25 protein-coding genes are annotated in these 23,838 nt (G+C 65.9%); 18 read left to right on the forward strand and 7 right to left on the reverse strand.

The window, feature by feature from the left end:
* Nucleotides 1-84 precede the first annotated feature (84 nt).
* The 10 genes from hisA to F615_RS17945 all read left to right on the forward strand — a co-directional run bounded on the left by hisA (nt 85) and on the right by F615_RS17945 (nt 6,213).
* The gene (gene hisA, locus F615_RS0107450; RefSeq protein WP_019560550.1) at nt 85-831 is read left to right on the forward strand and encodes a 1-(5-phosphoribosyl)-5-[(5-phosphoribosylamino)methylideneamino]imidazole-4-carboxamide isomerase; all 747 of its coding nucleotides are present in this window, start codon (nt 85-87) and stop codon (nt 829-831) included.
* Nucleotides 832-841: 10 nt separating this feature from the next.
* Complete coding sequence (gene hisF, locus F615_RS0107455) at nt 842-1,603, forward strand: imidazole glycerol phosphate synthase subunit HisF (protein WP_019560551.1); 762 nt, start codon at nt 842-844, stop codon at nt 1,601-1,603.
* Between the two features lie 42 nt (nt 1,604-1,645).
* On the forward strand, nt 1,646-2,035 hold the full coding sequence (gene hisI / locus F615_RS0107460) for a phosphoribosyl-AMP cyclohydrolase (protein WP_019560552.1): 390 nt from the start codon (nt 1,646-1,648) through the stop codon (nt 2,033-2,035).
* On the forward strand, nt 2,032-2,409 hold the full coding sequence (locus tag F615_RS0107465; RefSeq protein WP_019560553.1) for a phosphoribosyl-ATP diphosphatase: 378 nt from the start codon (nt 2,032-2,034) through the stop codon (nt 2,407-2,409). Before hisI ends, F615_RS0107465 begins: the two co-directional genes overlap by 4 nt.
* Entirely contained in the window at nt 2,406-2,837 is a 432-nt protein-coding gene (locus F615_RS0107470; RefSeq protein ID WP_019560554.1) for a DUF4870 family protein, read from the forward strand. Before F615_RS0107465 ends, F615_RS0107470 begins: the two co-directional genes overlap by 4 nt.
* A complete protein-coding gene (locus F615_RS0107475) occupies nt 2,834-3,181 on the forward strand; it encodes a histidine triad nucleotide-binding protein (protein WP_019560555.1) in 348 nt (115 codons plus the stop codon). Before F615_RS0107470 ends, F615_RS0107475 begins: the two co-directional genes overlap by 4 nt.
* A 63-nt stretch (nt 3,182-3,244) precedes the next feature.
* Nucleotides 3,245-3,484 carry a Sec-independent protein translocase subunit TatA gene (gene tatA / locus F615_RS0107480; RefSeq protein WP_019560556.1) on the forward strand — a complete coding sequence of 80 codons (240 nt, stop codon included), beginning with the start codon at nt 3,245-3,247 and terminating at the stop codon, nt 3,482-3,484.
* A gap of 37 nt (nt 3,485-3,521) precedes the next feature.
* Entirely contained in the window at nt 3,522-4,013 is a 492-nt protein-coding gene (tatB, locus tag F615_RS0107485) for a Sec-independent protein translocase protein TatB (RefSeq protein WP_019560557.1), read from the forward strand.
* Nucleotides 4,010-4,807: a twin-arginine translocase subunit TatC gene (gene tatC / locus F615_RS0107490; RefSeq protein ID WP_019560558.1), complete on the forward strand. Its 798-nt coding sequence runs from the start codon at nt 4,010-4,012 to the stop codon at nt 4,805-4,807. Before tatB ends, tatC begins: the two co-directional genes overlap by 4 nt.
* Before the next feature lie 203 nt (nt 4,808-5,010).
* On the forward strand, nt 5,011-6,213 hold the full coding sequence (locus F615_RS17945) for a maltoporin (protein WP_019560559.1): 1,203 nt from the start codon (nt 5,011-5,013) through the stop codon (nt 6,211-6,213).
* A 15-nt stretch (nt 6,214-6,228) separates the two neighbouring features.
* On the opposite strand, the gene F615_RS0107500 is transcribed toward F615_RS17945, so the two are convergent.
* A complete protein-coding gene (locus tag F615_RS0107500) occupies nt 6,229-7,386 on the reverse strand; it encodes a Do family serine endopeptidase (RefSeq protein ID WP_019560560.1) in 1,158 nt (385 codons plus the stop codon).
* A gap of 109 nt (nt 7,387-7,495) precedes the next feature.
* Between F615_RS0107500 and F615_RS0107505 the strand changes: the two genes are divergently transcribed.
* Nucleotides 7,496-8,245 (forward strand): Nif3-like dinuclear metal center hexameric protein, encoded by a 750-nt coding sequence (locus F615_RS0107505; RefSeq protein ID WP_019560561.1) that lies wholly within the window; start codon nt 7,496-7,498, stop codon nt 8,243-8,245.
* 191 nt (nt 8,246-8,436) lie between these two features.
* Complete coding sequence (locus tag F615_RS0107510) at nt 8,437-9,558, forward strand: ABC transporter substrate-binding protein (RefSeq protein ID WP_019560562.1); 1,122 nt, start codon at nt 8,437-8,439, stop codon at nt 9,556-9,558.
* 56 nt (nt 9,559-9,614) lie between these two features.
* Here F615_RS0107510 and F615_RS0107515 read toward each other — a convergent pair whose 3' ends face one another.
* The 4 genes from F615_RS0107515 to F615_RS0107530 all read right to left on the reverse strand — a co-directional run bounded on the left by F615_RS0107515 (nt 9,615) and on the right by F615_RS0107530 (nt 15,185).
* Nucleotides 9,615-11,198: an MFS transporter gene (locus F615_RS0107515; RefSeq protein ID WP_019560563.1), complete on the reverse strand. Its 1,584-nt coding sequence runs from the start codon at nt 11,196-11,198 to the stop codon at nt 9,615-9,617.
* 122 nt (nt 11,199-11,320) lie between these two features.
* Complete coding sequence (locus F615_RS0107520; protein WP_019560564.1) at nt 11,321-13,621, reverse strand: NADP-dependent malic enzyme; 2,301 nt, start codon at nt 13,619-13,621, stop codon at nt 11,321-11,323.
* Nucleotides 13,622-13,748: 127 nt separating this feature from the next.
* Nucleotides 13,749-14,732 carry an acrylyl-CoA reductase (NADPH) gene (gene acuI, locus F615_RS0107525; RefSeq protein WP_019560565.1) on the reverse strand — a complete coding sequence of 328 codons (984 nt, stop codon included), beginning with the start codon at nt 14,730-14,732 and terminating at the stop codon, nt 13,749-13,751.
* Nucleotides 14,733-14,780: 48 nt separating this feature from the next.
* Complete coding sequence (locus F615_RS0107530; RefSeq protein WP_019560566.1) at nt 14,781-15,185, reverse strand: hypothetical protein; 405 nt, start codon at nt 15,183-15,185, stop codon at nt 14,781-14,783.
* Between the two features lie 225 nt (nt 15,186-15,410).
* On the opposite strand from F615_RS0107530, the gene pdxA reads away from it, so the two are divergent.
* Nucleotides 15,411-16,445 (forward strand): 4-hydroxythreonine-4-phosphate dehydrogenase PdxA, encoded by a 1,035-nt coding sequence (gene pdxA / locus F615_RS0107535; RefSeq protein ID WP_019560567.1) that lies wholly within the window; start codon nt 15,411-15,413, stop codon nt 16,443-16,445.
* On the opposite strand, the gene F615_RS0107540 is transcribed toward pdxA, so the two are convergent.
* Both F615_RS0107540 and mscL read right to left on the reverse strand, forming a co-directional pair.
* Entirely contained in the window at nt 16,423-18,918 is a 2,496-nt protein-coding gene (locus F615_RS0107540; RefSeq protein WP_019560568.1) for a DUF1631 family protein, read from the reverse strand. The genes pdxA and F615_RS0107540 overlap by 23 nt on opposite strands.
* A gap of 164 nt (nt 18,919-19,082) precedes the next feature.
* Nucleotides 19,083-19,502 (reverse strand): large conductance mechanosensitive channel protein MscL, encoded by a 420-nt coding sequence (mscL, locus tag F615_RS0107545; RefSeq protein ID WP_019560569.1) that lies wholly within the window; start codon nt 19,500-19,502, stop codon nt 19,083-19,085.
* A gap of 205 nt (nt 19,503-19,707) precedes the next feature.
* Here mscL and petA point away from each other — a divergent pair, with 205 nt between their 5' ends.
* From petA to F615_RS0107570, 5 genes are all read left to right on the forward strand, one after another.
* Entirely contained in the window at nt 19,708-20,304 is a 597-nt protein-coding gene (gene petA / locus F615_RS0107550) for a ubiquinol-cytochrome c reductase iron-sulfur subunit (RefSeq protein ID WP_019560570.1), read from the forward strand.
* A 34-nt stretch (nt 20,305-20,338) separates the two neighbouring features.
* Nucleotides 20,339-21,739, forward strand: coding sequence for a cytochrome b (locus tag F615_RS0107555; protein ID WP_019560571.1), 1,401 nt, complete (start codon nt 20,339-20,341; stop codon nt 21,737-21,739).
* Between the two features lie 20 nt (nt 21,740-21,759).
* On the forward strand, nt 21,760-22,539 hold the full coding sequence (locus tag F615_RS0107560) for a cytochrome c1 (protein ID WP_019560572.1): 780 nt from the start codon (nt 21,760-21,762) through the stop codon (nt 22,537-22,539).
* A gap of 122 nt (nt 22,540-22,661) precedes the next feature.
* Nucleotides 22,662-23,273, forward strand: coding sequence for a glutathione S-transferase N-terminal domain-containing protein (locus F615_RS0107565; protein ID WP_019560573.1), 612 nt, complete (start codon nt 22,662-22,664; stop codon nt 23,271-23,273).
* Between the two features lie 7 nt (nt 23,274-23,280).
* On the forward strand, nt 23,281-23,805 hold the full coding sequence (locus F615_RS0107570) for a ClpXP protease specificity-enhancing factor (RefSeq protein WP_019560574.1): 525 nt from the start codon (nt 23,281-23,283) through the stop codon (nt 23,803-23,805).
* The last annotated feature ends 33 nt before the right edge of the window (nt 23,806-23,838 follow it).

A 23,838-nucleotide genomic window follows, 5' to 3' on the forward strand; every position in this document is an offset into this window, starting at 1 on the left:
CGACTCCTAAAGCGTGCACCGCTGCGGTGCCCGATTCTTTCGCCACTCCGCTGCCCTTCCCATCCCACCCACTCGACTTCGGCTATGTTGCTGATCCCTGCCATCGATCTCAAAGACGGCCAATGTGTGCGCCTCAAGCAGGGCGACATGAATGACTCCACCACCTTCGGCGAAGATCCGGCGGCCATGGCGCGCCGTTGGGTCGATGCGGGGGCACGTCGCTTGCATCTGGTCGATCTCAACGGGGCTTTTGCCGGCAAGCCGGTCAACGAGTCGGCGATCAAAGCCATCCTGGCCGAGGTGGGCGATGAGATTCCCGTGCAGTTGGGCGGGGGCATCCGCGACCTCGACACCATCGAGCGCTATCTCGACGATGGCCTCAGCTACATCATCATCGGCACGGCCGCGGTGAAGAACCCGGGGTTCTTGAAAGATGCTTGCAGCGCCTTTGGCGGCCACATCATCGTCGGGTTGGATGCCAAAGACGGCAAAGTGGCCACCGACGGCTGGTCCAAGCTCTCGGGCCACGAGGTGATCGATCTGGCCAAGAAGTTCGAGGACTATGGCGTCGAGGCGGTGATCTACACCGACATCGGCCGCGACGGCATGCTCACAGGCATCAACATCGAGGCCACCGTCAAGCTGGCGCAGGCTCTGAGCATTCCGGTGATCGCCTCTGGCGGCTTAAGCAGCTTGGCCGACATCGAAAAGCTGTGCGCAGTGGAAGACGAAGGCATCGAGGGGGTGATTTGCGGTCGGGCGATCTATACCGGTGCACTCGATTTCGCGCAGGCCCAAAAGCGCGCCGATGAACTCAACGGCGGCGCTTGAGCGCAGATCCATGCTGGCCAAACGCATCATTCCCTGCTTGGACGTCACCGGCGGCCGCGTCGTCAAGGGGGTCAATTTCGTCGAGTTGCGCGATGCCGGCGACCCGGTGGAGATCGCCGCGCGTTACAACGAGCAAGGCGCCGACGAGCTGACCTTCCTCGACATCACGGCCACCAGCGATGGGCGCGACCTGATCCTGCCCATCATCGAGGCCGTGGCTTCACAGGTCTTCATCCCGCTGACGGTCGGCGGAGGCGTGCGCACCGTGGACGATGTGCGCCGCCTGCTCAATGCCGGGGCCGACAAGGTGAGCTTCAACTCGGCGGCGGTGGCCAACCCTCAGGTCATTCGCGAGGCGTCGGCCAAGTATGGGGCCCAGTGCATCGTGGTGGCCATCGATGCCAAGGCCCGGCCCGATGGCAGCGGCTGGGACGTCTATACCCACGGTGGACGCAAGAACACCGGGCTGGACGCCGTGGCCTGGGCTCGGCAGATGGCCGAGCATGGGGCCGGAGAGATCTTGCTCACCAGCATGGACCGCGACGGCACCAAGAGCGGCTTCGACCTGGCGCTCACGCGGGCCGTCAGCGATGCGGTGAATGTGCCGGTGATTGCCTCGGGCGGCGTCGGCACCCTCGAACACTTGGTCCAGGGCATCCAGCAAGGCGGTGCCGATGCCGTGCTGGCAGCCAGCATTTTTCATTACGGCGAGTACACGGTCGGGCAGGCCAAGGCCCTGATGGCTGCAAGGGGAATCCCGGTGCGGGCCTGAGAGGCGGCATCGCCGATTCCCCGTGGTTGCTACACTGTGCCGATGAGTTGGCTCGACGAAGTGAAATGGGACCGCGACGGCCTGGTGCCGGTGATCGCGCAGGAGGCGAGCACCAAGGACGTGCTGATGTTCGCCTACATGAACCGCGAGGCGCTTGCCGAGACGGCCCGTCGCGGTGAGGCCGTCTACTGGAGTCGCTCGCGCGGGCGCCTGTGGCACAAAGGGGAGTCCTCCGGCCACATCCAGAAGGTGCACGAAATCCGCCTGGATTGTGATGCCGATGTCGTCTTGCTGTTGGTGAGCCAGCTCGGTCACGAGCCGGGCATTGCCTGCCACACCGGCCGGCATTCGTGCTTCTTCCAAGTTCTGCGAGACGGACGATGGGTCACCGTCGATCCGGTCCTGAAAGACCCACAGAGCATTTACGGATGAACGCCATGGACCAGGAGCCGCCGTCTTTTTCGTCGCAGGATGTGCTTGCCCGCCTGGCCGATGTGATCGAATCCCGCAAGGGGGGCGATCCTCAGACCTCGTACGTGGCCCGGCTCTTTCACAAAGGCACCGATGCGATCCTGAAAAAGGTGGGCGAGGAAGCCACCGAGACCGTGATGGCCGCCAAGGACGGGGAGCCACAGAAGATCGTGTACGAGGTGGCCGATCTGTGGTTCCATACCATGGTGGCCCTGGCGCATTTCGGGCTCAAGCCCTCGGATGTGCTGGCCGAGCTCCAGCGCCGCGAGGGCCTGTCCGGACTGCAGGAGTTCGCCGCCCGACAGCCGAGCCAGCCGCGGGAGCCCGGTGTATGAGTGCCTCACCCGATCCCCGCGAGGCCTCGCCCGTCAGCGAGATCTTCGGCCCCCACGGTCCAGGCGAGGACTCGCTGCGCACCCTGGGTCACATCAGCTATGCCTTGCATGCCATCGTGGCGGTGGGCGCCGTGATTCCTTCTTTCCAACCCGGCGTGCTGCTGCTGGTGGCGGCCTTCATCCTCGATCTGATCAAGCGCCATGACGCCGCCGGCACATGGCATGCTTCGCATTTTCGCTGGCGCATCCGCAGCGTGCTGTGGGCCGCCGGCCTCTATCTCGTCACACTGCCGCTGTGGTTTTTGTTCATCGTGCCGGGCTGGATCGCCTGGTGCGTGATTTCCATCTGGTTCGTTTACCGCGTGGTGCGCGGCTGGCTGGCCTTGAACGACCGCCGACCCATGCCCATGCCCATTGAAGTGCCATGAGCCAAGATCCGAACTGCGTCTTCTGCAAAATCGTCGCCGGCCAGCTTCCTTCGAAGAAGGTGTACGAGGACGAAGAACTGCTGGCTTTCCACGACATTCGGCCGCATGCGCCCATCCATTTCCTGATCATTCCGAAGCTGCACGTGGCTTCCTTGCTGGAGGTCGGGGCCGAGCACCAGGCCCTGCTGGGGCGCATGCTCACCCTGGCGCCGCGCCTGGCGGTGGAACAGGGCGCCGGCAATGGGTTCAAAACCTTGATCAACACCGGTGTGGACGGTGGGCAGGAGGTCTACCACCTCCATGTCCATGTGTTGGGCGGGCCGCGCCCGTGGCGTGTGGGCTAGCCTCGAGCCGCTGCGCTGGTGGGGCGAAGCCGTAGAATCAAGGGTCCTTGTTAGGAGTACATCATGGGTACCTTCAGCATCTGGCACTGGTTGGTCGTGCTGTTGATCGTCGTGCTGGTGTTTGGCACCAAGAAGCTCAAGAACATCGGCTCGGACCTCGGGGCGGCCGTCAAGGGCTTCAAGGACGGCATGCGCGACGGCTCCAGCAACACCGAGGCCTCGACCCCCGCCCAACAGGTGACCGCCGACAAAGCCCAGGGCGTCGGCACCACCATCGACGTCGAGGCCAAAACCAAGTCCTGAGGGCTGGCCCGGCTGAGCCCTGACGGCGCGTACGTCCATGATCGACTTTGGCTTCGACAAGCTGGCCCTGATCGGAGCGGTGGCGCTGATCGTCATCGGCCCGGAGCGCTTGCCCAAGGTGGCCCGCACGGTGGGGCATCTGCTGGGCAGGGCGCAGCGCTATGTCGCCGAGGTCAAGGCCGAGGTCAACCGCTCGATCGAGCTCGAAGAGCTCAAGAAGATGAAGTCCCAGTTCGAGGACGCCGCCCGCAACGTCGAGCAGACCGTCACCCAGGAGGTTCAGGCCGTCTCCAGTGACTTCGACAAGGCCTGGGCCGAGGCGACCGGGGGGCTGTCGTCGTCCTCCTCCACCGCCTGGGAGCCGCCGCCTCCCGTGTACAAGCCGCCGCGCAAGAACTGGCGCCTCAAGCGCAGCGCCGTGCCCCAGTGGTACCGACAGCGCCATGGCCTGCGCTCGAAGGTTCAGTCCGGGGCGGCGCGGGTGGCACGTTTTCGGCCCCCGAAAGTCTCCTCCAAAGCCCGTCCGTGAGCCAGGATCCCAAGCCAGACCGTCCGGATGAGCTGGACGGCACCGAGCAGCCCTTCGTCTCCCACCTGATCGAGCTGCGTGACCGCTTGGTTCGGTCGCTCATCGCGGTGGGCATCGTCTTTGGCCTGCTGTTTCTGTGGCCCAGTCCCGCGGGGCTGTACGACTTGCTGGCCGCCCCCTTGGTGGCTCATTTGCCGCAAGGCTCCACCATGATCGCCACCAACGTCATCTCGCCCTTCCTGGTGCCCTTGAAGATCACGTTGATGGCGGCCTTTCTGATTGCGCTGCCTTACGTGCTGTACCAAGTGTGGGCTTTCGTGGCCCCTGGCTTGTACTCGCATGAAAAACGCCTGGTCTTGCCCTTGGTGATCTCCAGCACCCTCTTGTTCTTGCTGGGCGTGGCGTTTTGCTACTTTTTCGTCTTTGGGCAAGTGTTCAAGTTCATCCAGAGCTTTGCCCCCAAGAGCATCACGGCCGCGCCCGACATCGAGGCCTACCTGGGCTTCGTGCTGACCATGTTCCTGGCCTTCGGCCTGACCTTCGAAGTGCCCATCGTCGTGGTGGTGCTGGTGCGCATGGGCGTGGTCAGCGTGGACAAGCTGCGCAGCTTCCGCAGCTACTTCATCGTGCTGGCTTTCATCGTCGCGGCCATCGTCACGCCGCCCGATGTGATCTCCCAGCTCGCCTTGGCCCTCCCCATGTGCCTGCTTTACGAGGCGGGCCTGTGGGCGGCCCAGCTTTTCGTGAAGTACACCCGCGCGCCCGACGCGGAAGAAGACCTGGCCGCCAAGTAGCGCGGCCCTGCATCGGTGTCCCCAGCCCGCGGTGAGCGAGGCGGCGTCCGCCCAGCCGGTGCGCCGCCCGGAGGGCTTTGCCCATCAGTATTAACCATGTATTAAGACTTTAAGAAACCTTAAATAATCGTGCCGGCCTTTGCGGCAATCCTGCCCAAAGGTCACCCCAAGCAAAGCAAACAGAAGCACGAGGAGTCTTAACGATGGATAAACAGATTCGCCGTCTGGCGGGATGCCTGGCCGTGGTTGCGGCGGCCGGCTGGGCTGCCTCCCCCAGCTGGGCCTTGGACAGTCATGGCTACTTCCGCGCCGGCCCGGGGGCCACGAAGAAGGACGCCGCCCGCGCCTGCTATGGCCTGCAGGGGCCGGGTTTGAAGTACCGCCTGGGCAATGAATGCGACTTTTACGGGGAGTTCTTCTTCAGCGAGAACTTCAAGGCCGGCGATGTGGACACCAAGATCCAGTTCACGCCCAATCTGTACAACGCCGGTACCGACACGAATGACGCCAAGCTCGGCCTGGCCGAGATGTTCGTCGAGGGCAAGGGCTTCGACATCGCGCCCGAGGCCAGCTTCTGGGTGGGCAAGCGCTACTACGCCCGGGCCGATGTGCACATCGTCGATACCTTCTTCACGCAACAAGATGGGGTGGGCGGTGGCATGCGCGGGCTGTCGGCCGGCCCGGGACGCTTCTCGCTGGCCTATTTCCGCACCGATGACGGGGTGGCTGGAACCGCGGGCAATCAGCCCGGTCATCGGCTGAGTGCGGAGTGGTACGACTTGCCGGTCAATGCCGGCGGCAAGCTGCGCTGGGTGGCCAGCTACACGCGGGGCAGCTTCTCCGGTGGTCAGGACGGGCTGGCTCTGACGGCCCAGCACCAACAGGAAAATTTCCTGGGCCTGGGCGGGTCCAACACCCTGTGGCTGCAATATGCCCAAGGCTCGGCCAATCTGAACACCGGCTTTGGCGACTTGTCCGCGGGCTCGGGCCACAAAGGCTGGCGCTTGGTCGAGTCCTTCACGTGGCAGCAAGGGGCTTTTGGCGGGCAGGCCTTGGCCATGTGGCAGACCGAACGCAGCGATACCGGCGACAAGGTCCACAGCATCTCGTTGGGGGGCCGGGCGTCGTATGCCCTGACCCGGCACTTCAAGATGGTGGCCGAGCTCGGACATTCGCAGCGCAAGCCCGACGGTGGGGCCACGCAGAAACTCACCAAGTTCACGCTGGCGCCCACGCTGAGCACGGCTCCGGGCTTCTGGACCCGTCCCGAACTGCGCTTGTACGTGACGACCGCCCGATGGAACGATGCGGCCAATGTCGCCGCGGGCTCCGGGGGGGTTACGGGTCTGGGCGATGGCAAGACCTCGGGCACCAGTTTCGGCGCCCAGGTGGAGGTGTGGTGGTGATCTGAGCCGCCAGCCTCAGCGCGGCGCGCGGCCCGAGCGCTGCAAGCTGGGGCGCTGGGCCACTTGCACCTGCAGCTCCAGCCGCTCATTGGCGCGCTGCAGGGTCAGCGTGGCCGTGCTGTCGGGCCGCAGTGCGGCCACTGCATCGAGCAGCTGGGCCGTGTTGGCCACCGGCCGGCCTGCCACGGCCACGACCACATCGCCCGGCCGCACGCCAGCCCGTTGGGCCGGGCCGCCTTGCAAGACGCCGGAAATCAGCACGCCTTCGCGCAGGGGAAGGTTGAAGGTCTGCACGAGTTCGGGCGTGAGATCTTGGGGCTCGACCCCGATCCAGCCGCGCGTGACCCGACCGTCGCGAATCAAGCTCTCCATCACCTGGCGCGCGGTGGTGGCTGGGATCGCAAAACCGATGCCCATGCTGCCGCCGGAGCGCGAATAGATGGCGGTGTTGATGCCCATCAGATTGCCTGCCACATCGACCAGGGCGCCACCGGAGTTGCCGGGGTTGATTGCTGCGTCGGTTTGGATGAAATTCTCGAAGGTGTTGATGCCCAATTGGTTGCGTCCGAGCGCACTGACGATGCCTGCGGTGACGGTTTGACCCACCCCAAAGGGGTTGCCGATGGCCAGCACCACGTCGCCCACCTGCAGCGCCGAGGCGTCGCCGAAGCTGATGACCGGCAGATCGGGCAAGTCGATCTTGAGCACGGCCAGGTCGGTCTCCGGGTCGGTGCCCACCACTTGGGCCGAGGCTTTGCGGCCATCGACCAGGCTGACCTCGATGTCATCGGCCCCCTCGATCACATGGTTGTTGGTCAGCACATAGCCTTCGGGTGCGACGATGACGCCCGAGCCCAGGCCGGTTTGGGGCTGCTCATCGGTCTGATCTCCAAAGAAGAAGCGGAACCAGGGGTCGTTGAGGTGCGGGTGACCCTCCGGGGCTTTGCTGGTGGCGATGTTGACCACTGCCGGCGAGGCGCGCTTGGCCGCTGGCGCCAGGCTGCCTGGGGGATGCTCCTGGCTGAGCAACACGGGGGTCTCGGTGATCGTGAGGGTCGGGATCACACTGCCGGGCGCACGGCGCAACCACTCGGGCTTGAGCGTGGCCACGACGAAGAGCACCGCCACCGCGACCGTGACGGCTTGCGAGAAAATCAGCCAGGTTTTGCGCATACAGTGAAGGGAAAGGAGGCCCAATGAGCGGCTTGCCATCCGGCACCGGCCCCGCCAGGGGCCGCACACGCGACACGCCGGATTCCGGGCGGCATGGGGAGCCTGAGGCATGATCCACCGCGATGAGTTTGGCGTGCAGGTGCACGCCCTGTTGGAGGCGGACCGCTTCCGTGATTATGGGCCGAACGGCTTGCAAGTCGAGGGCCGTCCCGAGATTCGCAAGCTGGTCAGCGGGGTGACCGCCAGTCTGGCCCTGATCGAGGCCGCGGCCCGGGCCGGGGCCGATGCCATCCTCGTGCATCATGGGCTGTTTTGGCGTGGGCAAGACGGACGGGTGACGGGCTGGATGAAGCGGCGCTTGCAGGTCCTGCTGGCGCACGAGATCAACCTTTTTGCTTACCACCTTCCGCTGGATGCCCATCCGCAATGGGGCAACAACGCTCAGCTGGGGCAGAAGCTGAAGCTCAGCATCGATGGCCGCTTCGGCGAGCAGGATCTCGGCTTTTTGGGCACACCGGCCCAGCCACTGACCGTGGCGGCCCTGACGGCCTTGCTGCAGTATCGACTGGGCCGCGCGCCCGTGGTGGTGGAGGGTGACGGTCGGCCGATCCGCCGGGTGGCCTGGTGCACCGGGGGAGCACAAGGCTATTTCGAGGCCGCCATCGCCGCCGGTGCCGATGCGTTCCTGACCGGCGAGATTTCCGAGCCCCAGGCCCATTACGCGCGCGAGACCGGTGTGGCGTATTTCGCCTGCGGCCACCATGCCACCGAGCGTTTTGGCGCCGCCGCGCTGGGCGCCCATCTGGCCGAGCGCTTCGGCCTGGAGCACCAGTTCATCGACATCGACAATCCGGCGTGAGGGCCGCTGCCGGCCACCGGGCAAGGCGCCGGCTGCGACCGTGAAGGATGGCCCATTCCGGAGGGGGCTGTGCGCACACGGTCCGCCAATCGCACGCCGATTGAGGGTTAACCCTGACCATCCCCGTAGAATCCGCGCGGCTCGCCGGTTGCCGTGGCGGGTGTGGGTGATCTGGATCAGGAGAAAACGGAATGATGTCGACAGCCTGGGTGGCGCGAGGATGCGCGGCGCTGGCAATGGTGATGTGGGGCGCGCTCGTCCAAGCGCAAGTCGTCGTGGGACAGGTGGCGCCTTTCAGTGGGCCTCAGGCAGTGACCGGACGCGCCATTCATGCCGGGGCCAAACTCTATTTCGATGCGGTCAATGCCCGAGGCGGCGTCAAGGGCCAACGCATCCGTTTCGTCACGCGTGACGATGCCCAAAAGGCCGATGAGACGGTGCGCTTGGTCAAGGCGATGATTGCCGAAGATGCGCCGGTGGCCCTGTTGGGCACGGTGGGCACCACCAACCTGGAAGCGCTGTCCAAGGATGGGGTGCTGGTGCGCAGCCGCACGGCCATGGTCGGGGGCGTGTCGGGGGCTGCTTCGGTGGCGCAGGCGCCCAATATTTTCGTCGTCAAAGCCAGCTATCACGACGAAATCGGCCGCTTGTTTCGTCAGTTGTCGCAGGTGGGCGTGACCCGCGTCGGTTTGCTCTACCAGGACGATGGTTTGGGTCAAGACGTGCGGGCCGGGGCGCAGGCTGCTGCCCAAGCGCATGGCATCAGCTTGGTGGCGCAAGCGCCCTACGCGCGCAACACCACCGAGGTGACGGCCGCCGTGACCCAACTGATGCAAGCCCAGCCGCAGGCGATCTTCCTCGGAGCCACCACGGCCGCGGCGATCGAGTTCGTGCGACGTTATGGCGAGGCTGGCGGGCAAGCCACGATGTATGGGATGTCGATCATCGATACCGATGCATTGCTCAAAGCCTTGGGGCCGGATCGGGCGCGGGGCTATGCGTTTTCCGTGGTGTTGCCTTTGCTCAACCGGCAAGACCGTGCCGTGGTGCGTGAATATCTCGCCTTGCGAGAACAGTCCAAGGATCCGGATTTGACGGCGCGCTCGATCGAAGGATTCATCGCGGCCAAAGTGTTGGTGCATGCGTTGGAGCGTGCGCCGCGCTGGACGCCCGAGGCCGTCAGCGCGACGCTGAGCAGCCTACGCAGCCTGGATGTGGGCGGCTATGTCTTGGACTTCAGCCAACAAGGGCGCACGGGGTCCCGCTACGTGGATTTCGCGATGATCGGCTCTGGTGGCAGGCTGGTGCAGTGATCGCTAGGGGCCCGGCGCCCCAAGCGTTTCGGGCGCACCGTTCTGAGCCGGAGGGATCAATGGGGGTCCAGCGGTTCGGCGATGCGTCGGGTCACCACCGGCGGCTGCGGTCCGATGTGAAACGCCAGACGGCGCTGCCGCAGGTGCACGTCGGCCGCGGTCACACGGTCGAAGCGCCGCAGGTGCTCGACCCAAGATTCATCGATGAAGTACTCGGTGTACAGCCCTGGGTCGTTGACGTCGCGAAACAGCTCCCAGGCCAGCGCGCCTTGACGCAGGCGGCTGCGGCGGCTTTCCTTCATCACCTCACGGAAGGCGGCGGCCTGCGCCGGGTCGATGCGGTATTCGATGGTCACGAGCACCGGTCCGGCGTCCGGGGCGATCGGGGTGGCGGTGACCGGCGGCTTCCAGGCCTGCGAGGGCGTGAGGTCTTCTTCGGCCTTGCCTTCGATACGCCAGCGGCGGGCCCAGGGGAGCAAGGCCATGCCGGTGACGGCCGCAGCCAACAAGCTCAAGGGCACGGAGCCGAGCGTGGCCACTTTGCCCCATAGCGCGGCGGACAGGCCGGCGCTGCCCATCAAGGCCATTTGGTAGATCGACATGCCGCGGGCGCGCACCCAATCCGGCAGCGCCAGTTGGGCAGCCACGGTCAAGGTGTTGGCCACCGTGATCCAAGCCATGCCGCTGAAAAACATCGCCGGCACGGCCACCCAGACATTGGGGGCGAAGGCCACGATCACGGTCATGGCCGCTTGCACGATGCTGCCGCGATTGACCAAGGTGTCGCGGTCGTAGCGGGCGCGCAGCCGCTGCAGCTGAGAGGCGGCCACCACGGCGCCGCAGCCCATGGCCGCCAGCAGCATCGTGAACGTGCCGGCTCCACCGCCTTGCAGGCCGCGGGCCACCAGCGGCAGCAAAGCCAGCACGGCGGTCGATTGCAAGAAGAACAGCGCAATGCGCAACAGCACGGCGTGCATGCGGGTGGACTGACGCACGTACTGCCAGCCCACGCGGATGGCGCCGAGGAAGCGCTCGCCGGGCAAGGCACTGACGGTGCGCTCGCGCTTCCAGCGCATGATCACGAAGCCGGCGGCCACCGACAAAGCGGCATTGAGCACGAAGACATACGCGCTACCCAGCGCGGCGATGATCGCGCCGGCCAGCAGCGGGCCGATGATGCGCGAGGCATTCATCGCGATGCCGTTGAGCGCCAAGGCGGCGGGCAGTTGCACCCGTGGCACCAATTCGGGCACGATGGCGGCGAACACGGGCCAACGCATGGCCAGACCGATGCCATTGGCGAAGGTCAGCACCAGCAGCAGCACCGGCGAGATGGCGTCGGTGAGCACCAAGGTGCAAGTCACCACGGCCACGCCGGCCACCCAGAACTGGGTGACCATGAAAAACCGCCGCCGATCCAGGATGTCGGCCAAGGCGCCGCTGGGCAGTCCCAAGAGGAAGACCGGCAGCATCGAGGCCGTCTGCACCAGGGCCACCAGGGCCGGGGAGGTCGTCAGCGTGGTCATCAGCCAGGCCGCGGCCACATCGTTCATCCACATGCAGGTGTTGGCCACCAACCAGGTGATCCAGAGCATGCGAAAGACCGGCTGGGTCAGCGGCGCCCAGGCGGAGGCCGACACCGCCGCCGTGGCGGGCGAAGACGTGGGGGAGGGGGAAGAATCAGACGGGTTCAAGGCAAGCCCGATGATGCCTCAAACCCGACGAGTTTGCGCATGCCGCGCCAGCGGCGTTCAGCCTGGATTCAGCAGCGTGCGTTGGCGTCGGCCACGGCCAAGGCCGTGATGTTGACGATGCGTCGCACCGTGGCCGATGGCGTGAGGATGTGCGCCGGTGCGGCCGCCCCCAGCAAGATGGGGCCGACCGTCACGCCCTGGCCGCCGGTCATCTTCAGCACGTTGAAGAGGATGTTGGCCGCATCCAGATTGGGCAGCACCAGCACGTTGGCCGCCCCGCGCAGGGTGGAGCCGGGCAGAAAGGTCTCACGCACGGCCTCGCTGAGGGCCGCGTCGCCGTGCATCTCGCCATCGGCCTGCACATCCGGGCGGCGTTGCACGAAGAGATCGCGCGCGGCGCGCATCTTGCGCGCCGAAGGGCGCGTGCTGGAGCCGAACATCGAGTGCGACAGGAAGGCCACGCGCGGCGGCAGCCCGAAGCGACGCACCGCATCGGCGGCTTGCACCGCGATGTCGGCCAACGTGGCCGCGTCGGGGTCCTCGTTGACGAAGGTGTCGGCGATGAACAGCGTGTGCTTGTCCAGCATCAGCGCGTTCATCGCGGCCCAAGCGCTGGCCCCAGGCTTCAAGCCGATGAGGTCGCGCACGTGTTCCAGGTGGGCCTCATAGCGCCCCACCAGGCCGCAGACCATGCCATCGGCATCGCCCAGGTGTACCATCATCGTCGCGATCAGTGTGTTGGATCGGCGCAGGGCCACCTTGGCCATCTCGGGCGTGACGCCATCGCGGGCCTTGAGCCGGTGGTAGGTTTCCCAGTACTGGCGAAAGCGCGGGTCGTCCTCGGGGTTGACCACCTCGAAGTCGCGCCCGGGTTGCAGGCGCAAGCCGGCGCGCTCCAGCCGCATCTGGATCACATGGGGCCGGCCCACCAGGATCGGCCGGACCATCTTTTCGTCCAGCGCGATCTGCACCGCGCGCAGCACCCGTTCGTCCTCGCCTTCGGCATAGGCGATGCGCCGCGGCGCGGCCTTGGCCGCCTGGAAGACCGGCCGCATGAACAGCCCGGTGTGGGTGACGAAGCGGGTGAGCGACTCGCGGTAGGCCTCCAGATCGGCGATCGGGCGGGTGGCCACGCCGGAGTCGGCTGCGGCCTTGGCCACGGCCGGGGCGATGCGCAGGATCAGGCGGGCATCGAAGGGCGTGGGGATGAGGTAGTCCGGGCCGAAGCGCAACTCTCGGCCGGCATAGGCCGAGGCCACCTCGTCACTGATTTCGGCTTTGGCCAGCTCGGCGATCTCGCGCACGCAGGCCAGCTTCATCGCCTCGGTGATGCGCGTCGCACCGCTGTCGAGCGCGCCGCGGAAGATGTAAGGAAAACACAGGACGTTGTTGACCTGGTTGGGGTAGTCCGAACGGCCGGTGGCAATGATGCAGTCGGGCCGCGCGGCTTTGGCCACCTCGGGGCGAATTTCCGGTTCCGGATTGGCCAGCGCCAAGATGATGGGCCGCTCGGCCATGGTCTGGACCATCTCGGCGGTCAGCACGCCCGGGGCCGAGCAGCCGAGGAAGACATCGGCCCCCCGCACCGCATCGGCCAAGGTGCGCGCCTCGGTTTTTTGCACATAGCGCCGCTTGGATTCGTCCAGCCGGTCTTCGCGCCGGTCATGCAAGACCCCCTTGGAGTCGCACACGAAGATGTGCTCGCGTCGGACGCCCAGCGCCACCATCAGGTCCAGGCAGGCGATGGCTGCCGCACCCGCCCCCGAGACGGCCAGCTTGACCTCGTCGATGCGTTTGCCCACCAACTCCAGGCCATTGAGCAGCGCAGCCGCAGAGATGATGGCCGTGCCGTGCTGATCGTCGTGAAAGACGGGGATGTTCATGCGCTCTCGCAGCTTCTTTTCGATGTAGAAGCACTCGGGCGCCTTGATGTCCTCCAGGTTGACCCCGCCGAGGGTGGGCTCCAACGCGGCGATGATCTCGATCAGCTTGTCGGGGTCTTTCTCGGCCAGTTCGATGTCGAAGACATCGATGCCGGCGAACTTCTTGAACAGACAGCCCTTGCCTTCCATCACCGGCTTGCCCGCCAGCGGCCCGATGTCGCCCAGGCCCAGCACGGCGGTGCCATTGGTGACCACACCGACCAGATTGCCGCGTGAGGTGTAGTCAGCCGCCAGGCGAGGGTCCTCCTCGATGGCCAGGCAGGCATAGGCCACACCGGGCGAGTAGGCGAGCGACAGGTCGCGTTGGTTGGACAGGGGTTTGGTGGGGGTGACGGCGATTTTGCCGCGCACCGGGCTGCGATGGTATTCGAGGGCGGCGTCGCGCAGGGCTTGTTCGGCAGGCGACAGCGGGGTCTTGGCGGCCATGGGTGCTCCTTGAAGCTTGCGGGGCGCTGAGGTGCCCCGCAAGCCTCTAGCCTACGCTTTTGCGCCGCGCGGATTAATCACCGCAGAAGTTGGGCAGCTTACGCTGCCGGCCCCAGGCCCCGGGCCTTCAGCGCCACACATCCACCACGGTGCGTCCACGCACCTGACCGGCCAACAGCTTTGGACAATAGTCGATCACCTCGCTCAGGCCGATCTCGGTGATCATGGTCTCCAGTCGTTCGGCCGGCACATGCTGCGCCAGCAGATCCCAGGCCTTGCGGCGTGTGTCGTGGTCGGTGAAGACGCTGTTGATGCCGTACAGCGTGACTCCCCGCAGGATGAAGGGCATCACCGTGCCGGGGAAGTCGGAGCCCTGCGCCAGGCCGCAGGCGGCCACGGCGCCGTTCCAGCGCGTGGCGGCGCAGGCATTGGCCAGGGTGTGGCTGCCCACGGTATCGACCACGCCGGCCCAACGCTCGCTTTGCAGCGGCTTGCCCGGTTGGGCGAATGCCTGGCGATCCACGCAGCGGGCCGCCCCCAGGCTGCGCAGATAGTCCGCCTCCTGCGGCCGCCCGGTGGAGGCCACCACCGTGTAGCCCAGGCTGCCGAGCAAGGCCACGGCGATGGAGCCCACGCCGCCGGCGGCGCCCGTGACCAGCACCTCTCCGTCGCCGGGCTGCAAGCCGTGGCGCTGCAAGGCCATCACGCACAGCGCAGCGGTGAAGCCGGCCGTGGCGATCGCCATCGACTGCCGGGCGGTGTAGGCCGCCGGACGCCGCAGCAGCCAACCGGCCTTCAGACGGGCCTTCTGAGCCAGGCCCCCCCAGTGGGTCTCGCCCAGTCCCCAGCCGGTCACCACCACCGGGTCGCCCGGCTGCCAGGCTGGATCGCGGCTGGCTTCCACCGTGCCGGCCAGATCGATGCCGGGCACCATCGGCCAGGCGCGCACGATGGCCCCGCGGCCCGTGATGGCCAGCGCATCCTTGTAGTTGAGGGTGGAATACTCGACCTTGACGGTCACCTCGGCCTCGGGCAGCTGGGTGTCGTCCATATCGACCAGCGCGGCGCGGGTCTGGCGGTCCTCCTGGCTCAGGAGCAAAGCTTTGAACATCGGGGTGTCTCCTTCCACAACAGCCCCGATCTTGGCCCAAAACCGGATTCAATGGTGCAGCGGCTCCAGCACGCCCACCAGCGCCAGGTGGCTGCGGTCGGCATGCGAGCGCCAGCGGGCATGGCAGGCGGGCACTTCCACTTCGACCGGTTCGGTCTGCGAGACCCAGTCCAGGGCCTCTTGCAGCAAGCCGGGGCGGCTGGCGGCGTGCTCCAGGGCCTGGCACCACAGGAGCTTCATGCGTTCGCCAGGCGCGCAGCCATGCTGCACGCGGTGGGCGCGTTCATAGCGTTCACGACAATCGGGTGGCTCGATGTGGCAGCATTCCCAGCGCCCGGTGATGTCGGGCATGGGGCGCACCAGCGAAGGCTCGATGCTATCGGCTTGGGCGTCATACAGCCCAAGCAGGGTCAAGCCATCCGCAAAACGGATGCGGGCGAGATGTTGGGTCATGGGGCAAACGGACATCAAATTCTTGGGTGGGGCCGCGGCCGCTCGCACCGGTTCGGGCTTCGAGCACTGCGGCTGGCGACACCAAATGTTGCGTATAGGACCACAGGTTGGCCCTCGAGTGCCTCCCACTTTTGGGGGAAAAATGGGGGAGTCGGGCGCGCGCCGGACGCCTGCGATCGGGTGCGTTCACAATGCGCACATGGACACCGATGCCATGCACCCGTGATGATGGATGCCGAACGTCCCTTGGCCCTGACGATGGGCGACCCTTGCGGCATCGGCCCGGAAATCCTGGCGCGCGCGCTGGTGGCCGGCGCCATTCCGGCGGCCGTGGTGGTGGGCGATGCCGCCGTGATGCGACGCGCCTTGGCTTGTGTCGGGCAGCAAGCGCCGGTGGTGGTGCTCGAGCACCCGGATGAAGCGGCCTGGGTGCCCGCTGGCGCCGTGGCCGTGTACCAGCCTGCGGGCCTGCCCGCGGGCTTGGCCGAGCTGCCTTGGGGCCGGGTCGATGCGCGCGCTGGCGCGGCGGCGGCCTGCTGCGTGCGCCAGGCCATGGCCTGGGCCCGCGCGGGGACGGTGGCCGGTATCGTCACCGCGCCGCTGCACAAGGAGGCGCTGGCCGCCGCGGGCGAGCCCTATCCCGGCCACACCGAAATGCTGGCCGCCGAAGCCCTCGGCCCGGGTCAGGCCGCGCCGGCCGTGCGCATGATGCTGGCCAACGAAGAACTCAAGACCGTGCTGGTGAGCATCCATGTGTCGCTGCGCGAGGCCATCGAACGGGTGACGCAGTCGGCCGTGCTGGAGACCATCCGCATCACGCATCGCAGCGCGGCGTTGTGGGGGCAGCCGCAGCCGCGCATCGCGGTGGCCGGGCTCAACCCGCATGCCGGCGAGGGCGGCCTGTTCGGCGACGAGGAAATCCGTCACATCGCCCCGGCCATCGAGGCCGCTCGCGCCGAAGGGATCGACGCGCGTGGTCCCTTTGCGCCCGATACGGTCTTCATGCGGGCCCGCCATGCCCCCGGCCATCCGGGCGAGTTCGATGTGGTCGTGGCGATGTATCACGACCAGGGCTTGATCCCGGTGAAGTACCTCGGGGTGGACCAAGGCGTCAATGTGACGCTTGGGCTACCGTTCATCCGGACCAGCCCCGACCATGGCACGGCTTTCGACATTGCCGGCCGCGGCCAGGCCGACCCCTCCAGCCTGATTGCCGCCGCCCGCATGGCTCGCCGGCTCAGCGCTGGCTGTTCGCGGTGAGCTCGGCCAGCTGCTTGCGTGCCCGCGCCACGGCGCGCTCGATCAGATAGGCTTGCTCGAAGGCGCGGAAGCGCCCGGTCTCGCACATCTTGGTCAGCATGCGGCCTGTCATCGAGACCAGGGTCTGGTGCTTCTTGCCGTGGCTGAAGATGAAGAAGGTCCGCCCCGGACTCACCCAGTTCAGCCGCACCTTCTTCCACTGCCCGTCCAAGTGCATCTGATAGGCCACGCCGGGCTGCACATGCTGCACCAAGGCCACGCCCTGCGTGGGCTGTTCGGGCCGCATCTCGGGCTCGAGTTCCTCGAGGTTGATGTCCACGTCCGTGCCGCCGGCGGGCGCGCTGCCCAGGTCGATGTCGAGCTGGCCGTCCCAGTCGATGGCCGTCTCGGCCACCAACCCCACGCGCTGGGCCTCGTCGGGCGAAAAATTCGTCTCCGGGATCGCCGCGGCAGCCGTTGCCTCGGTGGGAGGCACTTCCTCGGCCGTGGGCACGACCAGCCGGTCCAGCCCCTGCAACTGGGCGTCGAGCTGACGCAGCTGGAAGTCGGTCAGCGGCTGGCCTTTGAGCGACTGGGCGTGCAAGGGCAGCAACTCGGCAAAGAATGCCTTCTTCTGCTCTTCGGGGTGATGGATCAGCGCCAGGCCCTCGTGCAGCGTCTTCATCAACTGCGGCAGCGCCAAGATGAACTGCTTGCGTTCGGCCGGCGTGGCTTTGGGTTGCAGCGACATCACCAGTTCACGCCCGACGCGGCGGATGCGCCGCGTCGTCTCTGCGTCAGGCCCATGCCGCACCGTGGCCTCCACCTCGACCTGGGTCCATACCTTCACCAAGAAGTCGCGGATGAATTCGGGCAGGTCGATCGACGCCAGCACGCCTTGCACCTGCATTTCATGCCGATGCACGATGCGCAACTGCGCCTCTTTGTTGGCCAGCAAGGCCACCGCCTCGGCATGCGCCAGGGCCTCGTCATGCGCTTGCTCTTGCACGAAGGCTTCGAGGGCGCGCAACTTGCCCTCGTACAGATCCATCTGGTCGAAATCGCCCTCGACGATTTGCTGCACCAGTTCACGCACCAAACTCAAAAAGCGCCGGCCTGGACCCTCGTCGAAGTCTTCGAAGGCACAGGCAATGGAGGCCATGCGGTTGACGAACTTGCGCACCGGGTGGCTGCGCGAGGAGAAGAACTGCATGTCCTTGAGCGCCACTCGCAGCACCGGCAGCTGCAGCCGGGCGATCTGGCGGGCCATCTGCGGCGGCACCTTCGGGTCCGACAGGATCTGATCGAACAGCGAGGCGACGATGTCGATCACCATGTGATCGAGCGCCCCGCTGCTGGCGCGCATCAGTTCTTCACGGTGTGCGCGGATCAGATTGACGGCCATCAGGCCGCTGAGGCCCGAATGCAGCCCTTCAGGGGCCGAGGCCGCCGGCGCAGCGGCCGCCCCGCTGCTTCCCCAGCCTCCGGTGCTCACCGCGTCCAGCGCACCGGGGCCGCTGGTCAAGTAGGCCAAGCGGCGGATGACGTCGAGCATCTGCGCATCGGAGGCCAGCGGCGCGCCCGCAGAGACGGGGCCGCCCAGGGCCCCGGCACCCGATGGCCCACCCACGGCCCCGGCCGAGGTCGCGCCGCCGAGCGACACGCCGCCCGTGCGGCTCGGGCTGGGGCTGCCCAGGCTGCCTGCACCGCTGGGGCCGAAGCCGGCCGGCGCAGGCATGCCGAACAAGGCGCTCAGGGCTTGTGCCGCCTGATGCGGGTCGGCCAGGGAGCCGGCGCCGGAGTGGCGAAACGGCACGGCCGGCGCGGTGACGCCCCCGGTGCCCGAAATGACGGCGCTGCGCACGGCCAGGCCCACCGGCTGGATGCCGCGTGCGCTGAGATCGGCCACGATCGCCCCGTAGCACTGGCGCATCGCCTTGGCCAGACCATGCCCCAGTTCACGGGCCAAGGTCTGGCGGACCGCGGCTTCCGGACTGACCACTTCGATGCTGCGGAACAACGCCTTGCCGATGACGTCCGGTCGCACGGGGTTGCGTTCCGGGTCGGGCCGGCCCAGGCCCAGCAGCGAGCCCATGTAAGCATCCAGCTCCCGCAGTTCCCACTCGCACTCGTGCTCGATGTCCAGCCCGAGTCGATGCGCCGTCACTTCCTCCTCGACCTCATGGTCGCCCACCAGGCTGAGGGAGGTCCAGTCGGTGCTGGCCAAGCTGCGGCCGCCACCGACGCGCGGCGTGATTTCCTGAGCGACCTTCTCGTTGAGCACCGAGGTGAAGGTCATGTTGAAGGCCGACAGCTTGTGCTGCAGATCGAACTGCGCCGACATGTAGGACTGGCGCTGCGCGTTGCTCTTGGCCGACAGCGCGAGCATGCCCAGCGCGTCGACCACGCGGCTGGCGGTGGACGACGCGGTGTTCACGATCTTTTGCACGGCCGCCTGCATGGCGGCGTGGAGTCGCGGGTCGGGCAGGGTCATGGGACTTGCGTTGGCAAGGTGAAACAGTATGACCCGAAAACCGCGGAGTGCAGCCAGGAGCCGCGCCGTCGGCGCACGGCATCCGGCCGCAGCGTGCCAAATTGGGCACAGGTGCACCGTGGCGGCGGCCCGCCCGGCACGCCAGGCCGCCGCGCTGGTAACGTTTACTTACTTTTCAGCGCATCGCGAATTTCGCGCAGCAGCACGATGTCTTCCGCGGGGGCCGGTGGTGCCGAAGCCGGCGGCGGAGGTTGACGCTTGAATCGGTTGATCTGCTTGATCATCAGGAAGATGATGAACGCCAGTATCAGGAAGTTGATCGCCACGGTGATGAAGTTGCCATAGGCGAGCACCGCGCCGGCTTTCTTGGCGTCGGCCAAGGTCTGGGCCGTCTGTCCTGCCAGCGGGAGGAAGTAATTGGAGAAGTCCAGCCCGCCGAACAGGGTGCTGACCACGGGCATGATCACGTCGCCCACCATCGAGTCGACGATCTTTCCGAAGGCACCACCGATGATCACCCCGACGGCCAGATCGACGACATTGCCCTTGACGGCAAATTCCTTGAACTCGCGCATGAAACCCATTCGGCTCTCCTGGGGTTGGGGGATCCGTGGCGCCTGCGCCGACGGTGCTTGCAGTATGCCTGCGGTCATGCGGGCGGCCAAGCCGTGCGGCCCGGCCCAAGGGGCTGCGCCCCTCGGGATGAGACCCGCGCTGGCTGGGCGAGCCCGCAGTCCGCTAGAATCGCGGGTTGCCCCTAATCAAAGACGTGCTTTCCGAGGATCCCCCATGAGTGATCAGCCAGTGGACAAGAGCCGCCGTACCTGGGTCGCCATTGCCTGTGGCGCGGGCGCCGTTGGCGGCGTGGCCACCGCCATCCCCTTCGTCAGCACCTTCCAACCGTCCGAGCGGGCGCGGGCCGCTGGCGCCGCGGTGGAGGTGGACATCAGCACGCTCAAGCCCGGCGAGATGATCACCGTGGAGTGGCGAGGCAAGCCGGTGTGGATCCTGCATCGTACGCCCGAGCAGATCGCATCCCTGGCCAAAACCGAGTCCCAAGTGGCCGATCCGAAGTCCGAGCGGACCCAGTACCCCACACCGGAGTACGCGCGCAACCAGCACCGCTCGATCAAGCCGGAGATCTTCGTGGGTGTGGGCATTTGTTCGCACCTGGGCTGCTCGCCGGTGTCGAAGTTCACGCCGGGAGCCCAGCCCTCGCTGCCCGATGATTGGCAGGGGGGGTTCCTGTGTCCCTGCCACGGTTCCACCTTCGACATGGCCGGGCGCGTGTTCAAGAACAAGCCTGCGCCGGACAACTTGGAAGTGCCGCCGCACATGTACCTGTCCGACACCAAGCTGTTGATCGGTGAGGACAAGCGGGCCTGAACCCCGATGCACGGACAAGAAAAGGTGACACCCCATGGCTGAATTCAAAGAGGCGCCGGTCGACGCCACCGCAGGCCAGAAGCTGCTGACCTGGATCGACAACCGCTTTCCGCTCACCAAGCTCTACAAAGAGCACATGGGCGAGTACTACGCGCCCAAAAACTTCAACTTCTGGTATGTGTTCGGCTCACTGGCGCTGGTGGTGCTGGTGATCCAGATCGTCACGGGCATCTTCCTGGTGATGCACTACAAGCCCGATGCGAACCTGGCTTTCGCATCGGTGGAATACATCATGCGCGACGTGCCCTGGGGATGGCTGATTCGCTACATGCACTCCACGGGCGCCTCGGCCTTCTTCATCGTCGTCTATCTGCACATGTTCCGCGGGCTGCTGTACGGCTCGTATCGCAAGCCGCGGGAGCTGGTGTGGATCTTCGGCTGTGCGATCTTCCTGTGCTTGATGGCCGAAGCGTTCTTCGGCTACCTGTTGCCCTGGGGGCAGATGTCTTACTGGGGCGCGCAGGTGATCGTGAACCTGTTTGCCGCCGTGCCCTTCGTCGGCCCGGACCTGGCCCTGCTGATTCGCGGTGACTATGTCGTCTCCGACGCAACCCTCAACCGCTTCTTCAGCTTCCATGTCATCGCCATCCCGCTGGTGCTGCTGGGCCTGGTGGTGGCGCACATCATCGCGCTGCACGAAGTGGGCTCCAACAACCCCGATGGCATCGAGATCAAGGCCAAGAAGGACGCCCAAGGCCGTCCGCTGGATGGCATTCCGTTCCATCCCTACTACACGGTGCACGACATCTACGCGCTGAGCGTGTTCCTGATGGTGTTTTCCGCCGTGGTCTTCTTCGCGCCCGAGTTCGGCGGCTACTTCCTGGAGTACAACAACTTCATTCCGGCCGACCCGTTGAAGACCCCGGCGCACATTGCCCCAGTGTGGTATTTCACGCCCTATTACTCGATGTTGCGTGCCACCACGGACTTGATGGTCAACGTGCTCGTGGTGCTCATTGCGCTGGCGGCGATCTTGGCGGTGTTGCGCGGCGGCTTTGGCGCCAAGGGCAAGTTGGCCGTCATCGTCGGCGCCTTGGTGGCCGCCGGTCTGCTCAAGGCCTTCGACGCCAAGTTCTGGGGCGTGGTGGTCATGGGCGGCGCCGTGATCATCATGTTCTTCCTGCCCTGGCTCGACCGCAGCCTGGTCAAGTCCATTCGCTACCGTCCCAACTGGCACAAATACATTTACGGCGCGTTCGTGCTGGTGTTCATGGTGCTGGGTTATCTGGGCATCCAACCGCCGTCGCCCACCGGTGAACTGATCTCTCAGATCGGCACGCTGTTCTACTTCGGCTTCTTCCTGCTCATGCCTTGGTGGTCGCGCCTGGGTGAGTTCAAGCCGGTGCCTGAGCGTGTGACCTTTGCCGCCCACTGAGCCCGCCGGAGTCTGTCCCCATGAAAAAAATGATCCAAACACTGCTGGCCGCGCTGGTGCTGAGTGTCGGTCTGTCTACGGCCCATGCGGCAGGCGGTGGCATCGCCTGGGACAAGTTTCCCAAAGAGCGGGTCACCGATCTGGCTGCGCTGCAAAACGGTGCCAAGCTCTTCGTCAACTACTGCCTGAACTGCCACTCGGCGGCCTTCATGCGCTACAACCGCCTGCGCGACATCGGCCTGACCGAGGAGCAGATCAAAAACAACCTGATGTTCACCACCGACAAGGTCGGTGAAACCATGAAGGTCGCGATCGACCCGAAGATGGCCAAGGAATGGTTCGGGGCCAACCCGCCGGATCTGACCGTCATCGCCCGTTCGCGTGCGGCTGCTGGCAAGGGCTCGGGGGCCGATTACCTCTATACCTTCTTGCGCACCTTCTACCGTGACGACACCAAGGCCACGGGCTGGAACAACCTGGCGTTCCCCAGCGTGGGCATGCCCCATGTGTTGTGGGAGCTGCAAGGCCAGCGTGTGGCGCGTTTCGCCCAGCAGCCCGATCCGCACGATCCGAGCAAGACCATCGAGGTGTTTGCTGGTTTCGAGCAGATCACGCCGGGCAAGATGAACGAGGCCGAATACAACTCGGCCATCGCCGACCTGGTGGCTTTCCTCCAATGGATGGGGGAGCCGGTCCAAAACCAGCGTGTGCGCCTGGGCGTGTGGGTGCTGATCTTCTTGGCCGGCTTTACCTTCATCGCTTGGCGCTTGAACGCCGCCTACTGGAAAGACGTGAAATGAGACGGGCGTGATGCTGGCCGCACGGCATGCGGTGCAGCGTCAGCCCCAGCCGGAGTGGGCCCGCCGACGCGTCCCACTCCTTTCGTTTTTAGGATCTCTCGCCTCATGAGGAGCTCACCGCCATGATGGTGCTTTACTCCGGAACCACTTGTCCTTACTCGCACCGTTGTCGCTTCGTGCTGTTCGAGAAGGGCATGGACTTCGAGATCCGCGATGTCGATCTGTATGCCAAGCCCGAGGACATCGCGCTGATGAACCCGTACAACGAGGTGCCCATCCTGGTGGAGCGCGACCTCATCCTGTACGAGTCCAACATCATCAACGAGTACATCGACGAACGCTTTCCTCATCCGCAACTGATGCCCGGTGATCCTGTGGCGCGGGCCCGCGTGCGGCTGTTCTTGCTCAACTTCGAGAAAGAGCTGTTCACCCATGTCAACGTGCTGGAGTCGCGAGGCATCAAGCCCACCGACAAGCAGCTCGAGCGGGCGCGCGCTCAGATCCGTGATCGCCTGACCCAACTGGCGCCCATCTTCCTGAAGAACAAGTACATGCTGGGCGAGGACTTTTCGATGCTCGACGTGGCCATTGCCCCGTTGCTGTGGCGTCTAGACTACTATGGCATCGATCTGTCCAAGAACGCCATGCCGCTGCTCAAATATGCCGAACGCATCTTCTCTCGGCCGGCCTACATCGAAGCGCTGACCCCGTCCGAAAAAGTCATGCGCAAGTGATGACGCGATGAGCGAGCCCAACGCACCCGAGAGCCCGGAGGTCGCCTCCACGCGGCCCTATCTGATTCGTGCCTTGCACGACTGGTGCACGGACAACGGCTTGACGCCCTACCTGGCCGTCTACGTGGACGATTCGGTGCAGGTGCCGCGAGAGTACGTCAAAAATCGCGAAATCGTCCTCAATGTCAGTTTCGAGGCCACCAGCGGGCTCAAGCTGGGCAACGACACGATCGAGTTCCGGGCTCGTTTCGGCGGTGTGGCCCGTGACATCGTGCTGCCGGTGGACCATGTGATCGCCATCTACGCCCGCGAGAACGGCCAGGGCATGGCCTTCCCGGTGCCGGCGGCCGCTGCCGCCGGCCCATCCCCGGCGCCTGCCGACGGGGCCCCAGCAGCGACGACGGCGCGCGCCGGTGGCGGGCCGCTCAAGCTCGCGGCCAGCCCCTCGTCGGGCGAGCCGCCTGCCGAGCCACCGCCCGAGCCTCCGCCGCCCCCCAGCGGGGGGCGTCCCGCGCTCAAGCGGGTGAAATGAGGCTTTTACAATCCCGAGACATCGCATCATTTC

The organism is Caldimonas manganoxidans ATCC BAA-369 (assembly GCF_000381125.1).
GTDB lineage: Bacteria > Pseudomonadota > Gammaproteobacteria > Burkholderiales > Burkholderiaceae_C > Caldimonas > Caldimonas manganoxidans.

Coding starts and splice junctions, on each gene's coding strand:
- hisA (WP_019560550.1), top strand. CDS start 85: ATGTTGCTGATCCCTGCCATCGATCTCAAAGACGGCCAATGTGTGCGC.
- hisF (WP_019560551.1), top strand. CDS start 842: ATGCTGGCCAAACGCATCATTCCCTGCTTGGACGTCACCGGCGGCCGC.
- hisI (WP_019560552.1), top strand. CDS start 1,646: ATGAGTTGGCTCGACGAAGTGAAATGGGACCGCGACGGCCTGGTGCCG.
- F615_RS0107465 (WP_019560553.1), top strand. CDS start 2,032: ATGAACGCCATGGACCAGGAGCCGCCGTCTTTTTCGTCGCAGGATGTG.
- F615_RS0107470 (WP_019560554.1), top strand. CDS start 2,406: ATGAGTGCCTCACCCGATCCCCGCGAGGCCTCGCCCGTCAGCGAGATC.
- F615_RS0107475 (WP_019560555.1), top strand. CDS start 2,834: ATGAGCCAAGATCCGAACTGCGTCTTCTGCAAAATCGTCGCCGGCCAG.
- tatA (WP_019560556.1), top strand. CDS start 3,245: ATGGGTACCTTCAGCATCTGGCACTGGTTGGTCGTGCTGTTGATCGTC.
- tatB (WP_019560557.1), top strand. CDS start 3,522: ATGATCGACTTTGGCTTCGACAAGCTGGCCCTGATCGGAGCGGTGGCG.
- F615_RS17945 (WP_019560559.1), top strand. CDS start 5,011: ATGGATAAACAGATTCGCCGTCTGGCGGGATGCCTGGCCGTGGTTGCG.
- F615_RS0107500 (WP_019560560.1), bottom strand. CDS start 7,386: ATGCGCAAAACCTGGCTGATTTTCTCGCAAGCCGTCACGGTCGCGGTG.
- F615_RS0107505 (WP_019560561.1), top strand. CDS start 7,496: ATGATCCACCGCGATGAGTTTGGCGTGCAGGTGCACGCCCTGTTGGAG.
- F615_RS0107510 (WP_019560562.1), top strand. CDS start 8,437: ATGATGTCGACAGCCTGGGTGGCGCGAGGATGCGCGGCGCTGGCAATG.
- F615_RS0107520 (WP_019560564.1), bottom strand. CDS start 13,621: ATGGCCGCCAAGACCCCGCTGTCGCCTGCCGAACAAGCCCTGCGCGAC.
- acuI (WP_019560565.1), bottom strand. CDS start 14,732: ATGTTCAAAGCTTTGCTCCTGAGCCAGGAGGACCGCCAGACCCGCGCC.
- F615_RS0107530 (WP_019560566.1), bottom strand. CDS start 15,185: ATGACCCAACATCTCGCCCGCATCCGTTTTGCGGATGGCTTGACCCTG.
- pdxA (WP_019560567.1), top strand. CDS start 15,411: ATGATGGATGCCGAACGTCCCTTGGCCCTGACGATGGGCGACCCTTGC.
- F615_RS0107540 (WP_019560568.1), bottom strand. CDS start 18,918: ATGACCCTGCCCGACCCGCGACTCCACGCCGCCATGCAGGCGGCCGTG.
- mscL (WP_019560569.1), bottom strand. CDS start 19,502: ATGGGTTTCATGCGCGAGTTCAAGGAATTTGCCGTCAAGGGCAATGTC.
- petA (WP_019560570.1), top strand. CDS start 19,708: ATGAGTGATCAGCCAGTGGACAAGAGCCGCCGTACCTGGGTCGCCATT.
- F615_RS0107555 (WP_019560571.1), top strand. CDS start 20,339: ATGGCTGAATTCAAAGAGGCGCCGGTCGACGCCACCGCAGGCCAGAAG.
- F615_RS0107560 (WP_019560572.1), top strand. CDS start 21,760: ATGAAAAAAATGATCCAAACACTGCTGGCCGCGCTGGTGCTGAGTGTC.
- F615_RS0107565 (WP_019560573.1), top strand. CDS start 22,662: ATGATGGTGCTTTACTCCGGAACCACTTGTCCTTACTCGCACCGTTGT.
- F615_RS0107570 (WP_019560574.1), top strand. CDS start 23,281: ATGAGCGAGCCCAACGCACCCGAGAGCCCGGAGGTCGCCTCCACGCGG.